The organism is Enterobacter sp. RHBSTW-00901 (assembly GCF_014103115.1).
In the GTDB taxonomy this organism is placed as follows: Bacteria; Pseudomonadota; Gammaproteobacteria; order Enterobacterales; family Enterobacteriaceae; genus Enterobacter; species Enterobacter cloacae_P.
This window is the reverse complement of record NZ_JABXPB010000001.1, coordinates 4,129,580-4,142,624: the sequence shown is the minus strand read 5'-3', so window position 1 is coordinate 4,142,624 and position 13,045 is coordinate 4,129,580. Positions and strand designations below refer to the sequence as shown.

Below are 13,045 nucleotides of genomic sequence, written 5' to 3'. Positions count from 1 at the left end.
TCTGCGGCCGGAGGGTCTACGGAGACGTAAGCGCAGGATGATATTCAGGCACGACTCCATGAACCATGCTTCAGGCATTGCTGGTAAAAAATACTGATCAGCTCTTCTTCTGTCGGTGGGGTGTCCCGTGTTATATGTATTCGTGCCGAAATAAACGTATTATCAGAATTTCCCACCAAGGGTCGCAGAACGCCGGACCGGAATATGATGCCACCAAATGCCTTCGCCAGTTCCACATCGTTACCGTACTCTATGTCGGTAAGTACCGCCAGCCCTCCCTGAATATCCCGTAACGCGCCTTTCTTTCTGGCTATACATACAATGTATAACTGTATTTCAGGACGCAGCCAGGCCTGTTGAACAAAACCTTCCTGATAACGCACGCGATAGTGTGTGATTTGGCCGGGATCAACACCTGTGCGGAAATAGAGTAGTGGTAAAGGGGTCTGCTTGGAAAACGGAATCTATGGTCACTCCCGTTTTTGCAACACCGATTTTGACGACAAGTTGGCTTGCTTGAATCTATCCGGCGTCTGAATGGGATTTTATTCCCGCGCCTCGATGAGTTCCGCGCCTGATGAACCTCCAGAAAATATACGGCTTCAATGAGCCTTTCCGTTTTACAGGTTCCTCAACAGGCCGGTGGGCCGTTAGTATCATCAATATCAGTATTCGCAAAACCAGATGAATGATTGTTTAAACTGGTGTATTTCTGCCTTTATGCTTCGTAAGTTTGCTGTCGCGCCGTCAGTGCCCAGGCTATTCTGGCCAGCTTGTTTGCCAGAGCACAGGTGACGACAAAGTTGCTTTTCCGACACAACAACTCCCTGACCCAGTCGGCCAACTTGCCAGACTGGTGTTCCAGTTTTTGTATGAATACCCTGGCACACTGAACCAACAAAGTTCGGATCTTTTTGTTGCCCCGCTTGCTAATCCCTAACAATGTCGTCCGACCTCCCGTGCTGTACTGTCGGGGTACCAGCCCTGTTGCCGCCGCAAAGTCACGGCTGCTGGCGTACTGCTTCCCGTCGCCAATCTCAGTTGAAATAGTACTGGCAGTCAGCGTTCCAACGCAGGGAATACTCAGCAAGCGCTGTCCAACCTCATCTTCGTCCAACTTTCGTTTCAACTGAGATTCCAGATCTTTAATCTGCTCAACAAGATAGTGATAATGCTGTTGTAATTTCAGCAGTAACTGGCTGAGATAAAGAGGCAAACTACTGTCCTCAAGAAGGGTACTCAGTCGACTAATAACGGCAGCACCTCGCGGAACGCTGATACCAAATTCCAGCAGAAAAGCATGCATCTGATTAGTTGTTTTCACCTTATCCTGAACCAGGGATTCACGGACACGATGCAGAGCTCGCATTGCCTGCTGAGATTCGGTTCTGGGCTGCATGAAACGCATAGATGGACGTGATGCTGCTTCACAGATAGCTTCAGCATCAACGAAGTCATTTTTGTTGCTTTTAACGAATGGGCGGACAAATTGCGGTGATATCAGCTTTGGAAAATGCCCTAACTCTGCCAGCTTGCGTGCCATAAAGTGAGAACCGCCACAGGCTTCCATCGCGATGGTTGTTGCCGGGCATGTCGCCAGAAATTCGATTAGCTTTGGTCGGGTGAATTTTTTACGGTAAACGGCCTTCCCACGATGATCCTGACAATGAATATGGAAAGAGTTCTTACCCAGATCGATACCAATAAGCGCAATGTTTTCCATGATGGTTCTCCGAATGAAAGCCTGTCCTCAGCATAGTACTGGGAAGGAGGGAGTGACCATCTCATTAAATAAAGCACGCTAAGCCGGTGGCAGCGGTCGCAATGGCCTGAACTTCCCCGCACCGACCTTGGCACTGCTGCGCCATAGGTAATCGCCGGTCAGGTTGATATGCTCCCACCCCAGCGGGGACAGATATTGCAGCAACGTGTCGTCCAGCGCCTCGCCCTTATTCAGCCCCGCATGGACGCGGCGGCGCAGCTCCACGCTTTGCAGCCAATCCAGAATGAACAGCGTGCGCTCGATGCGCCCATACATCCGCACCTTGTCGTTGATCGCCTTGCCGGAAGCCTGGAACTGCTGTTGATGCTTGTTCTTGGCCGCATTGAACAGCTTGCCGATGATACGGTCGTGAAGGTCGATGATTTCATCAGTGACGGTGGCCATGCCCTCGATGGCCAGTGCTACCAAGGTGGCGTAACGCCGCTGCGACTCGAACTTGGCCAGGTCGGCGGGCGTCATCTGGCCGCCTTCGCGGGCGATCTTGAGCAAGCGGTTTTGGTGTACCTGCCGTTCGATGCCAGCAGGTAGGTCAAGCGCCTGCCAGGCTTTGAGGCGTTCGATGTGTTCAAGCATGTGGCGCGAGTTTGGCTTGGCGGGCGATTGGCGCAGCCACGCTAGCCACGTCATTTTGCTACCATCCTTGCGCTTGAGCAGTTCGTCCAGGCACTGGCGATGGACAGGTATCAAGGAATCGGCCAATGCCGCATGGATGCTTCGGTTGGCACGGGTAATGGCCTCGGCGCTTGCGCGCTCGATGGCATTCATGGCGGGTAGGATGATGCTCTGCCGCCGCAGGTTTTCAACAAGGGTGCTGGCCAGCACAATGCCTTTGTCTGTTTGCAAGGCCAGTTCGGTCAATGTATGCACGGCTTGCCGGTAATGACTCATGGTGAAGGGCTTGAATCCAAACACCGTTTGCAGCTCGACCAAGTGCTCCCGCCGTGTCTGCTCGCGCTGGCCGTAATGGTTCCAGCTTCCCACCGGCACCTTGAGTTGTGCGGCCACCATGCGCAGCAGGGGCAGAAATGGAGGATCATCGACGCCCAAGAAGATGCCAGGGAATCGCAAGTAGCAAAGCTGCACGGCGAAGCCCAATCGATTCGCGGCGCCGCGACGCTGACGGATCACCGACAGGTCGGTTTCGTTGAACGTGTAGTGCCGTATCAGTTCGTCTTTGGCATCTGGCAGTGTCAGCAGACTTTCGCGCTCGGTGGCGGACAGGATTGAGCGGCGTGGCATGGTCAGTCTTCCCGCAGGTACTGGTACAAGGTTTCGCGGCTGATGCCGAAGTCACGGGCCACCAAGGTTTTCTGCTCGCCTGCCGCAACTCGCCGTTTCAACTCGGCAATTTGTTCGCTGTTCAGCGATTTCTTTCGTCCCCGGTAGGCCCCGCGCTGCTTAGCCAGCACGATTCCCTCGCGCTGACGTTCGCGGATCAGAGCGCGCTCGAACTCAGCAAAGGCTCCCATGACCGACAGCATCAGATTGGCCGTCGGTGAGTCCTCGCCGGTGAACGTTAGCCCTTCTTTGACGAACTCCATGCGCACGCCCCGTTGTGTCAGCCCTTGGACGATGCGGCGCAGGTCATCAAGGTTGCGTGCCAACCTGTCCATGCTATGCACCACCACGGTGTCGCCCTCGCGGACGAAGGCCAGCAGCCTTTCAAGTTCGGGACGTTGTGTGTCCTTGCCTGAAGCCTTATCGGTGAATACCTTGCCGACTTCTATTTGTTCCAGTTGTCGATCAGGATTCTGGTCGAAGCTGCTGACGCGAACGTAGCCGATACGTTGACCTTGCAAGATGCCTCCAAAGGTAAAAATGTCAGGATGAAATCTATTACCCTTGGCTGAATGTGTCAATAAATATAAATTAATACCCTACTCTGACGTTGTTTGTGCTCAACATCTGACATCAGGTTAGGGTTAGTCTTAACTGACACCACCTCCCAGGGCCTGATATAAAGCAACACTATCGACTAGGCGTTGTGCCTGGACCGCAACCATATTGATCCGGATTGACTGTGCCTGTTGCTGCGCGATGAGCAGTTGCAGGTAGCTGGCCGCGCCCAGCCGGTATTGCCGCTCGACCGACTGCAAGGAGGCCTGTGCAGCCATATCAGCGGCAGCGAGGGCAGTCAAAGTTTGTGCATCGCTTTCCACCGCGCGCAGGGTGTCGGCGACGTTACGCAAAGACTCCAATACGACGCTCTGGTAATTGGCTACGGCGGCATCAAAAGCGGCGAGCGCCGCTCTTTTTTCAGCGGGTAGCCCTGGATTAAAAAGAGGCTGGGTGAGCTGCGCAACCAGGCCCCACACTGCCGAGCCACCACCGAACAGGGCACCGGTGGTCAGCGCCTGAGAACCAAGGTTGGCGCTCAGGTTGATCTGTGGGTAGAGCTTGGCGACAGCCACACCATAGTCTGCATTGGCCGCATGCAACAGCGCCTCTGACGCCTGGATATCCGGTCGGCGGCGCACCAGTTCTGAGGGCACGACGAGCGGCATCTCGACGGGTAGAGTGAAATCGGCCAGAGTGAAGGCCGGGATGCCACCCGTGCCTGGGGCACGACCGGCTAGCACCGCCAGTAGATGTTCGGTTTGTTGCAGTTGTTTACGCAGCGCAGGCAGTTCTGCCCGCGTTTGCTCCGCCTGAGCTTGTAGGCTCAACGCTTCATCAGGTGAGGCCTGACCGATACGCACGCGTTCATGGGCCAGGCGCAGTTGCTCATCCTGCACGCGCAAAATGGCAGTAGTGGCTTCTAGTTGCGCGGCGAGGCGTGCTCGGGTAATGGCAGCGGTTGCCATGTTGCCGGCAAGGGCCAGGCGCGCAGCATTCAGTTCGAAGCGACGGTAGTCGGCGCGAGCAGCCAAGGCTTCGAGTGCGCGCCGGTTGCCGCCAGCCAGATCGAGGTTGTAATGCACGCCAACGCTGGCGTTGTAGAGGCTGAATTGACGTGCGTCTCCGCTCAACCCTTGGCTACTGGGACTCATTTGCTGGCGCTGAGATCCCAGTGCGACATCTACCTGTGGATATTGCGTCGAGCCCGCCTGTGCGGCAAGAAGCTCCTGCGCCTGTCGCAAATTGGCGCTGATGCTCGCCAGCGTCGGGCTGACATGGAAAGCTTCGTTTATCAGTCCGTCGAGTGCGGATGAACCCAAGCTTTGCCACCATTGCGTTTCGATCGGAAGCCCTTCGACTAGACGTTGTGTTTCGCCGAACTGCGTGGGAGCGGACACGGTTCTATCAGCTACCGGTGTTGCAGTGTAGCGAGCCACATCGGGTGCGGTGGGACGCTGAAAATCAGGGCCGGCGGCGCAGCCGGCCAGACCGGCGGTGACCAGACCAGCTACCAGGTAAGTTGCCGCAAGCCGTCTTTCGAGGCTGATGGGGCGCTGGCATGTTTTAGCGTGCTCCATAAAAATGCTCCACGAAAGGTTTACGGAAAGCTTGGTGGCAGCCCAAGCAGCTTTCCTGCACGTGGGCGAATGATTGGGTCACCGCCTTGCCGTCGCTGCTCGCAGCAGCCAGCTTCATGGCCAGCGCCGCCTCGTGAGTCTGCGCGTCAAAGTTTCTGAACTTGGTCGCATCAGCGCCGAGGTAAGCAAGGATGCGCATTTTTTCAGTAAGCGGTGGCTCGGGGTGTGCAGCAACTTTTGGGGCGAGCTGAACGACCTGAACCCATTCCTCCTGCGAAATCGCACCGGTAATAGCCTGCATGTTGCGCCCGAGTTCCTGCATGATCTTGCGTAGCGCCAGTGGCTCAACCTGGGTAGCGTCACCAGCCCAAGCTGGCAACTGAAAACCCCATAAAAGCAGGCAGGCCGTAACGGTCAGGGTGATAGTTCCAAATGCGTGGCTGTGTTTGCGGTGGGTCATGAAATTCTCCTGTAATTCAATCGTTCTCTCATTCGAACTCCCGCCCTTCGCCAGCTTCCTCATGGGTCACGCCGTCGCGGATGTGGTAGATGCGCTTGAATGTGGGGATGATCTTTTCGTCATGGGTGACGACGATGATGGCGGTCTCGAACTTCCGGGCCATGTCGTTGAGGATGCGGATTACAGCCATGGCGCGCTCGGAATCCAGCGGCGCAGTGGGTTCATCGGCCAGGATCACCGGCGGACGATTGACCAGTCCGCGCGCGATGGCGACCCGTTGCTGCTCGCCACCGGAGAGTTGCGAGGGCATTGCGCGAGCTCGGTGTTGCACATCAAGCGCTGTGAGCAATTCCAGTGCCTTCGCGCGCGACTCTCCATTCGCGACGCCTGCAAGCATCGGCAGCAGCGCCACGTTGTCGGTGACATCGAGAAACGGAATCAGGTACGGCGCCTGGAAAACGAAACCGATCTTGTCACGCCGTAAGGCGCGCAGGTCGCGGACTTTCCAGCCATCGGCGTAGATCACTTCATCGCCCAGCGTCATGCGACCGGCGGTCGGTTCGATCACCGCACCCAGACACTTGAGCAGCGTGCTCTTGCCGGACCCGGAAGGGCCGATCAGTCCCACCACTTCACCAGGCGCAACATGCATATTCACGTCTCTCAAGGCAAAGACAGCGGTGTCACCATCGCCATACCGCTTGCTTAAACTTTCGATGTGTATCCCTTTGCCACTCATCTCAACCTCCAATGGCTTCGGCCGGATCGACCTTGAGTGCTATGCGAATGGCGACGAGGCTAGCTAGAACGCAGATCACGAGCACGGCAAAAAAACCGGCGACAGAATCCATTGGCGTGAGCAGGACATATTTTGGAAAAGCCGGTGCTGAAAAGGTGGCTGTGATCTTGCCGACCACGAAGCCAATCACGCCCAGGGCGAGCGCCTGCTGCATGATCATCGCGGCGATGGTTCGGTTGCGTGTGCCGATGAGCTTCAACACCGCGATCTCACGGATTTTGTCCATCGTCAGCGAATAGATGATGAAGGCAACGATGGCCGCGCTAACGATGGCCAGAATCACAAGGAACATGCCGATCTGCTTGGCCGAGGTGGCGATCAGCTTGCCGACGAGGATGTCTTCCATCTGTGCCCGGGTGTAGACCGTCAAACGCTTCCAGCGCTGGATGGATTCGGCAACCTCGTCCGGCGCATGACCAGGTTTCAGAGTGACCAGCACGGCATTGACGAACGCGTTGCTGCTCTGTGAAGCAATCACGGCATCCAGCAAACCTGGATCACCGGGTCGATTGAAGACCGGGTTGGCTTCGGTGCGACGCCGGCTTTGCCAGATGGCATCGTTGTCCTTGAGGAACTGGGCCTCCTGGGCATCTTTGAGCGGAATGAATACCATCGGGTCGCCGCTGGACGACACCATACGCCGTGTCAGCCCCACGACGGTGTAATGATTGCGGCGAATGGTAAGACGATCTCCCAGTTTGAAGCCGGTGGCGATGTCGGCCACAGCCTCGTAGTGACCGCGCGTGATCTGGCGTCCAGCGACGAGATAAGGAGGCCATCCGGGTGTAGCCCCCAACGCACCGGGCGCGATGCCGACCACCATGGTGCGTACATCACTCTCGCCCTTGCGTACCTGCATGGTCAGGTAGGTCGCGTTCGCTGCCTGTGAGACTCCCGGCATGGCGAGAATGGCGCGATACACGTCATCGTTGAGGCTGGACGACTCCGCATAAGGACCCAGAGTATCCTTTTGCACCACCCAAAGGTCAGCGCCACTGTTGTCGAGCAACGCCTTGCCGTCGTCCACCATGCCTCGGTACACCCCAGCCATGACTAGGGTGACGCCGATCAGCAGACCCAGACCGATGCCGGTGAAGACGAATTTCCCCCAGGCATGGAGAATGTCGCGGCCGGCCAGGCTGATCATCGTGAAACTCCCGGGATATGCTCGACCACATGGATGCGGCTGCGCGCCGTCAGTGCCTTTTCGCTATAGGTCACAACCTGGTCCCCATTCTTGAGCCCTTCGCGCACCTGCACGTAACCATTGAGGTCGGAAGTGCCGAGCTTGACCGGGGAGAAATGCAGATCACCATCCACGATTTGCCAGACACCAACTTTATCGCCTTCACGCTGGACGGCAGCGTTGGGGATCAGTGGAGCGGCCGGGAGCGCCGGCAAGTCAACCGTGACTTCGGCCAGTTCACCCACTGGTGGCAAAGGTTCTGGTTTGTTATCGAATGTCACCTTGGCAAGCGTTTCCTCGGTTACCGCGTCGGCCTTGGGTTCCACCCGCAGCACGCGACCTTTCAAGGTCTGGCCACCACGCGAACGCAGGACGATATGAGCCGGCAGCCCCCCAGCCAGCCCCGATGCGCTGATCTGGTCGAAGCGCACATTGATCCACAAACTCTTGGGGTCGATCACTTCCACCACGGCCTGGCCCGCGACGATGGTCGTGCCGGGATCAGCATCGCGCACGGCGACTACACCGTCGACCGGCGCGATCAGGCGCAGATTGCTCCGCTGCGCGACGAGTGCTTCGCGGTCGGAGCGTGCCCGGGCAATATCTTCCCGAGCGGCGGATAGGGCGGCATCGGCGATCTGCAGTTCCTGCCGCTTGGTGGTGACGATTTCCTCGCTGGTCGAGCGCACCGCAAACAATTGCTCATAGCGGCGCGCCTGGGTTTGCGCGTAGGCTTGCCGGGCTTCTGCCTCGCGCAAAGCCGCTTCCGCCCGCTTGAATACAGACTCCTGTGAGCGCACCCGATCATCAAGGTCGACCGGCTCCATCTCGCCGAGCACCTGTCCGGCCTTGACCTGGTCGCCTACATGCACCTCCAGGCGTTTGACGCGCCCGGCAAACGTCGGCCCGATCTTGTAGGTGTAGCGCGCCTCCACCGTGCCGATGCCGAACAGCGCCGGTGTGATAGCCCGTGATTCCACGCTTGCCACCGTCACAGCGACCGGGGCGAGCGGCCCTGATCGCAGACCGACATAAATAAAAAGCACCAGCAAAGGAATGATGACGGCAAGCAGTGCCAGGGTGCGGCCTTGCAAGGGTAACTTTTTCATTGCGCACTCCTTATGCCACGCCGATAAATTGCAAAGACGCGCGGCGCATCGCGGTGCATACGTCCCACATCACCCGCCAACAGCGATTGCATGACCAAGCCCTGGATCGTGCCAATGAACAGCGTTGCCGCCGCCTCGTTGTCAAGCGAGGGAGACAACTCGCCGCTGGCCTTGCCTTTCTCGATGAGATGATGCAAACGTTCGCTGTAGCGCTGAATCAAGGTTTGCACCATGCGCTTGGCCGGTGTCGATTCGGCACGCTGAAGCTCACCAAACATCATTCTTGGCACGCCTGGGTGCTCAGCTACGAATTCGATATGACTCATGAACATCGCCTCCATGGCTGCCAAGGGCGACTCGATTCCTTGTGCGGATCGATCGATTCTGGCTAATAGGCGCTCTGCTACCCACTCCATGACCGCCTGCCAAATGGCTTCCTTGTTCGGGAAGTGCCGAAACAGCGCACCCTGGGTCAAGTTCATATGTTTAGCGATAGCCGCAGTGGTTATCTCGCTTGGGTTTTGTGAACCGGCAAGCGCCACGACGGACTCGACAGTTACGGCACGACGTTCATCGGCCGGCAGATGCTTTGGATGGGTGTCCACGAGCACTCCTTGTAAGATAGTAATTGATTACTATCTTACCACAAGAGGCAACTCAAACAAGAGAAAACCCGACGTACTCGTCAATATCTAGAGTCTGCAATGGGCTTAACGTGCTTTATTTAATGAGATGGTCACTCCCTCCTTCCCAGTACTATGCTGAGGACAGGCTTTCATTCGGAGAACCATCATGGAAAACATTGCGCTTATTGGTATCGATCTGGGTAAGAACTCTTTCCATATTCATTGTCAGGATCATCGTGGGAAGGCCGTTTACCGTAAAAAATTCACCCGACCAAAGCTAATCGAATTTCTGGCGACATGCCCGGCAACAACCATCGCGATGGAAGCCTGTGGCGGTTCTCACTTTATGGCACGCAAGCTGGCAGAGTTAGGGCATTTTCCAAAGCTGATATCACCGCAATTTGTCCGCCCATTCGTTAAAAGCAACAAAAATGACTTCGTTGATGCTGAAGCTATCTGTGAAGCAGCATCACGTCCATCTATGCGTTTCGTGCAGCCCAGAACCGAATCTCAGCAGGCAATGCGAGCTCTGCATCGTGTCCGTGAATCCCTGGTTCAGGATAAGGTGAAAACAACTAATCAGATGCATGCTTTTCTGCTGGAATTTGGTATCAGCGTTCCGCGAGGTGCTGCCGTTATTAGTCGACTGAGTACCCTTCTTGAGGACAGTAGTTTGCCTCTTTATCTCAGCCAGTTACTGCTGAAATTACAACAGCATTATCACTATCTTGTTGAGCAGATTAAAGATCTGGAATCTCAGTTGAAACGAAAGTTGGACGAAGATGAGGTTGGACAGCGCTTGCTGAGTATTCCCTGCGTTGGAACGCTGACTGCCAGTACTATTTCAACTGAGATTGGCGACGGGAAGCAGTACGCCAGCAGCCGTGACTTTGCGGCGGCAACAGGGCTGGTACCCCGACAGTACAGCACGGGAGGTCGGACGACATTGTTAGGGATTAGCAAGCGGGGCAACAAAAAGATCCGAACTTTGTTGGTTCAGTGTGCCAGGGTATTCATACAAAAACTGGAACACCAGTCTGGCAAGTTGGCCGACTGGGTCAGGGAGTTGTTGTGTCGGAAAAGCAACTTTGTCGTCACCTGTGCTCTGGCAAACAAGCTGGCCAGAATAGCCTGGGCACTGACGGCGCGACAGCAAACTTACGAAGCATAAAGGCAGAAATACACCAGTTTAAACAATCATTCATCTGGTTTTGCGAATACTGATATTGATGATACTAACGGCCCACCGGCCTGTTGAGGAACCTGTAAAACGGAAAGGCTCATTGAAGCCGTATATTTTCTGGAGGTTCATCAGGCGCGGAACTCATCGAGGCGCGGGAATAAAATCCCATTCAGACGCCGGATAGATTCAAGCAAGCCAACTTGTCGTCAAAATCGGTGTTGCAAAAACGGGAGTGACCATAGATTCCGTTTTCTGAGACGACCCCCTTATGGCAGCACTTTAAATTGAGTCTCATACAGTATCTGTTTTCTTTCTCTTCATCTCTCATGACCTGCTGCCCACTTACAGACTCCAGGGTAAAGCAAAAAATTCTCCACCGGTGAGCAGAGTATATTGCATATGCCAGTTTATGAGTGTATATATAGCATATGCCAATAAGGAGCCTTCATGCCAAGACCCAGAATTCCCCGTAACATCTGTGGCCGCCCTGCGGATACCTGTTTTAAGCCCAATGCGCGACCGATGAGCCAGCTTGAACATGTTCATTTAAAAGAAGATGAGTTTGAAGCGTTACGGCTGGTCGATTTACTGGGCATGCAACAGCAGGAAGCGGCTGTTGCAATGGGGGTTTCAAGGCAGACACTGGCCAATGTCCTGAAAGCAGCCCGTTTTAAGGTTGTGGACTGTCTCACTCAGGGCAAGGCCTTAATAATGCACTCTGAAAGGGAAGGTGTTACACAAGATGATCACAGCCATTCCAGTGAATGACGACCGGGTAGCAAATCATTTTACCAAAGCGAGTCACCTTGTCCTGGTGGATGAGCGCGGTGTGGAGCTCAGCCGGACAGAAAATCCCGCGCTGGGCGCAGATTGTTCAGGTAAACGGAAGCTGGTTGACCTGCTGGTTCAACAGCAAGTCAGCCGCGTTGTGGTCCGTAACATCGGGGAACGGATGCTGGGTAAATTACTGGGGCATCAGATCGCGGTGTACCAGACTGACTGTGGTCGTCGTTTGTTCACTGAACTGTGTGATCCGGATACCCGTGTTCTGACTGAACTGAATAAGCCGGAGCAGGGACGCCAGTCCTTTCATCATGAGGCGAAAGGGAAAAAATGCTGTCACTCTGACGGGAACACAGCAGAAAATGCGTGCCAGGGTGGGCGTCAGCATCATCACGGAAACGGGCGCTGTTGCCATTCATGAGTTTATTTCATCACGGGCGGTGATTTTTATCAGACCCGTATTGTGTATAAACCAGGAGCCGGAATGTGTGGAGGAGGCAGTAATGATGCCGGGGGAGCCCCTCAGCTGACTGAATTCCGGATGCCTCCCGTCAGTACAACCGGACGCTGAGCAGAAACAGATGAATTGTTATCTTGATGCCAGAAAGGCCCATACCTGTTGTATGGTCTGTAGTTCCCGCGACAACAACCCTGATACGGTGAACTTAATGTTTTCAGAGCACCCGGATGGCTCTGTATGTGCGGACTACACGGCCAATCACAGGCATCAGGGGTATACGGGTCTTTTACATGGCGGAATGACGAGTACCCTGCTGGATGCAGCAATGACTCATTGTTTGTTCATGCAGGGTGTGCAAGCCCTGACGGCTGAACTGACGGTAAGATTCATTTCACCCGTTTGTACCGGAGACAAACTGATGGTATGTGCCAGACTGCTTGGGCAACGCAGGGGGATTTACCTGCTTGAAGCATGGCTGACAAAAGGACAGCAGACAGTGGCACGTGCCACGGCGAAATTCATTGTTCCGTCGCAGGATATTGCTCTGGCGCATCGCTAGTGTGACAGACGACAGGTGTACCTGGTTATTATAAAAATTTGAGGCGTGTTTTGCTCAGACCGGAAAGAATAATCGCATATCGTATATTCCACTGAAACCGTGCAAGAGGTAGTTATGAGTAAACAAATCATTGATATTGGTATTGCTGAATCATCCCGGGTGGAGATTGCAGACGGCCTGTCCCGGCTTCTTGCTGACACCTATACCCTGTATATAAAAACACATTACTATCACTGGAATGTAACTGGCCCCATGTTTAACAGCTTACATTTAATGTTTGAAAATCAATACAATGAGCTGGCCACTGCCGTTGATGATATCGCTGAACGTATACGCTCGCTCGGATGCTTCGCGCCCGGCACATATCATGAATTTTCACGTTTAACAGCGGTTAATGAAGATAAGGATATTCCGGCAGCAAAAAACATGATTGAAAATCTTGTCCAGGGCCAGGAGACCGTGGTTAAAACTGCACGCTCCCTGTTCCCGCTCGTTAATAATGCGAATGATGAAGCCACAGCAGATCTGCTTACACAACGTATCCAGTTACATGAGAAAACTGCCTGGATGTTGCGTAGCCTGCTTGAATAATGTCACCCCGTGGCAGCAGAAAAAACGGTTTGTCAGCCACAGGCTATTACTGACAGTGCAGAATCATCCGTGTTCCTGTGGCTGTTTTTT

At 54.8% G+C, this 13,045-nt stretch carries 14 protein-coding genes and 1 pseudogene; 5 read left to right on the top strand and 10 right to left on the bottom strand.

Going from position 1 to position 13,045, the window contains the following annotated elements; genetic code table 11:
• Positions 1–718: 718 nt before the first annotated feature.
• The 10 genes and pseudogenes from HV318_RS19940 to HV318_RS19900 all read right to left on the bottom strand — a co-directional run bounded on the left by HV318_RS19940 (position 719) and on the right by HV318_RS19900 (position 9,358).
• Positions 719–1,723, bottom strand: a complete 1,005-nt coding sequence (locus HV318_RS19940; protein WP_105318624.1) for an IS110-like element IS5075 family transposase — start codon at positions 1,721–1,723, stop codon at positions 719–721.
• Positions 1,724–1,801: 78 nt separating this feature from the next.
• Positions 1,802–2,038: a Tn3 family transposase gene (locus HV318_RS24560; RefSeq protein ID WP_176392666.1), complete on the bottom strand. Its 237-nt coding sequence runs from the start codon at positions 2,036–2,038 to the stop codon at positions 1,802–1,804.
• Positions 2,012–3,022, bottom strand: a pseudogene (locus HV318_RS19935) (DUF4158 domain-containing protein); the annotation flags it as partial. The pseudogene HV318_RS19935 and the gene HV318_RS24560, both read right to left, overlap by 27 nt.
• A 2-nt stretch (positions 3,023–3,024) precedes the next feature.
• Positions 3,025–3,582, bottom strand: a complete 558-nt coding sequence (locus HV318_RS19930) for a recombinase family protein (protein WP_130975182.1) — start codon at positions 3,580–3,582, stop codon at positions 3,025–3,027.
• A 129-nt stretch (positions 3,583–3,711) separates the two neighbouring features.
• The gene (locus HV318_RS19925) at positions 3,712–5,199 is read right to left on the bottom strand and encodes an efflux transporter outer membrane subunit (protein WP_011784757.1); all 1,488 of its coding nucleotides are present in this window, start codon (positions 5,197–5,199) and stop codon (positions 3,712–3,714) included.
• The gene (locus tag HV318_RS19920) at positions 5,186–5,659 is read right to left on the bottom strand and encodes a cytochrome c (RefSeq protein WP_016236502.1); all 474 of its coding nucleotides are present in this window, start codon (positions 5,657–5,659) and stop codon (positions 5,186–5,188) included. Before HV318_RS19920 ends, HV318_RS19925 begins: the two co-directional genes overlap by 14 nt.
• Positions 5,660–5,687: 28 nt before the next feature.
• Entirely contained in the window at positions 5,688–6,398 is a 711-nt protein-coding gene (locus HV318_RS19915) for an ABC transporter ATP-binding protein (protein ID WP_004393997.1), read from the bottom strand.
• A gap of 1 nt (position 6,399) precedes the next feature.
• Positions 6,400–7,605, bottom strand: coding sequence for an ABC transporter permease (locus HV318_RS19910; protein ID WP_000624215.1), 1,206 nt, complete (start codon positions 7,603–7,605; stop codon positions 6,400–6,402).
• Positions 7,602–8,753 (bottom strand): efflux RND transporter periplasmic adaptor subunit, encoded by a 1,152-nt coding sequence (locus tag HV318_RS19905; protein WP_016236501.1) that lies wholly within the window; start codon positions 8,751–8,753, stop codon positions 7,602–7,604. The genes HV318_RS19910 and HV318_RS19905 overlap by 4 nt, the downstream gene beginning before the upstream one ends.
• Complete coding sequence (locus HV318_RS19900) at positions 8,750–9,358, bottom strand: TetR/AcrR family transcriptional regulator (RefSeq protein WP_182274094.1); 609 nt, start codon at positions 9,356–9,358, stop codon at positions 8,750–8,752. The genes HV318_RS19905 and HV318_RS19900 overlap by 4 nt, the downstream gene beginning before the upstream one ends.
• Before the next feature lie 187 nt (positions 9,359–9,545).
• On the opposite strand from HV318_RS19900, the gene HV318_RS19895 reads away from it, so the two are divergent.
• The 5 genes from HV318_RS19895 (at position 9,546) to HV318_RS19875 (ending at position 12,955) form a co-directional block, all read left to right on the top strand.
• Complete coding sequence (locus tag HV318_RS19895; protein WP_000427614.1) at positions 9,546–10,550, top strand: IS110-like element IS5075 family transposase; 1,005 nt, start codon at positions 9,546–9,548, stop codon at positions 10,548–10,550.
• 459 nt (positions 10,551–11,009) lie between these two features.
• Positions 11,010–11,330, top strand: a complete 321-nt coding sequence (locus HV318_RS19890) for a DUF134 domain-containing protein (protein WP_001137910.1) — start codon at positions 11,010–11,012, stop codon at positions 11,328–11,330.
• Positions 11,305–11,766, top strand: coding sequence for a NifB/NifX family molybdenum-iron cluster-binding protein (locus HV318_RS19885; protein WP_000626969.1), 462 nt, complete (start codon positions 11,305–11,307; stop codon positions 11,764–11,766). The genes HV318_RS19890 and HV318_RS19885 overlap by 26 nt, the downstream gene beginning before the upstream one ends.
• 160 nt (positions 11,767–11,926) lie before the next feature.
• Complete coding sequence (locus HV318_RS24115; RefSeq protein WP_016241611.1) at positions 11,927–12,364, top strand: PaaI family thioesterase; 438 nt, start codon at positions 11,927–11,929, stop codon at positions 12,362–12,364.
• Positions 12,365–12,478: 114 nt separating this feature from the next.
• Positions 12,479–12,955 (top strand): Dps family protein, encoded by a 477-nt coding sequence (locus HV318_RS19875; protein ID WP_000043177.1) that lies wholly within the window; start codon positions 12,479–12,481, stop codon positions 12,953–12,955.
• Positions 12,956–13,045: the final 90 nt, after the last annotated feature.

Coding starts and splice junctions, on each gene's coding strand:
- HV318_RS19925 (WP_011784757.1), bottom strand. CDS start 5,199: ATGGAGCACGCTAAAACATGCCAGCGCCCCATCAGCCTCGAAAGACGG.
- HV318_RS19915 (WP_004393997.1), bottom strand. CDS start 6,398: ATGAGTGGCAAAGGGATACACATCGAAAGTTTAAGCAAGCGGTATGGC.
- HV318_RS19910 (WP_000624215.1), bottom strand. CDS start 7,605: ATGATCAGCCTGGCCGGCCGCGACATTCTCCATGCCTGGGGGAAATTC.
- HV318_RS19875 (WP_000043177.1), top strand. CDS start 12,479: ATGAGTAAACAAATCATTGATATTGGTATTGCTGAATCATCCCGGGTG.
- HV318_RS24115 (WP_016241611.1), top strand. CDS start 11,927: ATGAATTGTTATCTTGATGCCAGAAAGGCCCATACCTGTTGTATGGTC.
- HV318_RS19895 (WP_000427614.1), top strand. CDS start 9,546: ATGGAAAACATTGCGCTTATTGGTATCGATCTGGGTAAGAACTCTTTC.
- HV318_RS19940 (WP_105318624.1), bottom strand. CDS start 1,723: ATGGAAAACATTGCGCTTATTGGTATCGATCTGGGTAAGAACTCTTTC.
- HV318_RS19890 (WP_001137910.1), top strand. CDS start 11,010: ATGCCAAGACCCAGAATTCCCCGTAACATCTGTGGCCGCCCTGCGGAT.
- HV318_RS19885 (WP_000626969.1), top strand. CDS start 11,305: ATGATCACAGCCATTCCAGTGAATGACGACCGGGTAGCAAATCATTTT.
- HV318_RS19920 (WP_016236502.1), bottom strand. CDS start 5,659: ATGACCCACCGCAAACACAGCCACGCATTTGGAACTATCACCCTGACC.
- HV318_RS24560 (WP_176392666.1), bottom strand. CDS start 2,038: ATGTATGGGCGCATCGAGCGCACGCTGTTCATTCTGGATTGGCTGCAA.
- HV318_RS19905 (WP_016236501.1), bottom strand. CDS start 8,753: ATGAAAAAGTTACCCTTGCAAGGCCGCACCCTGGCACTGCTTGCCGTC.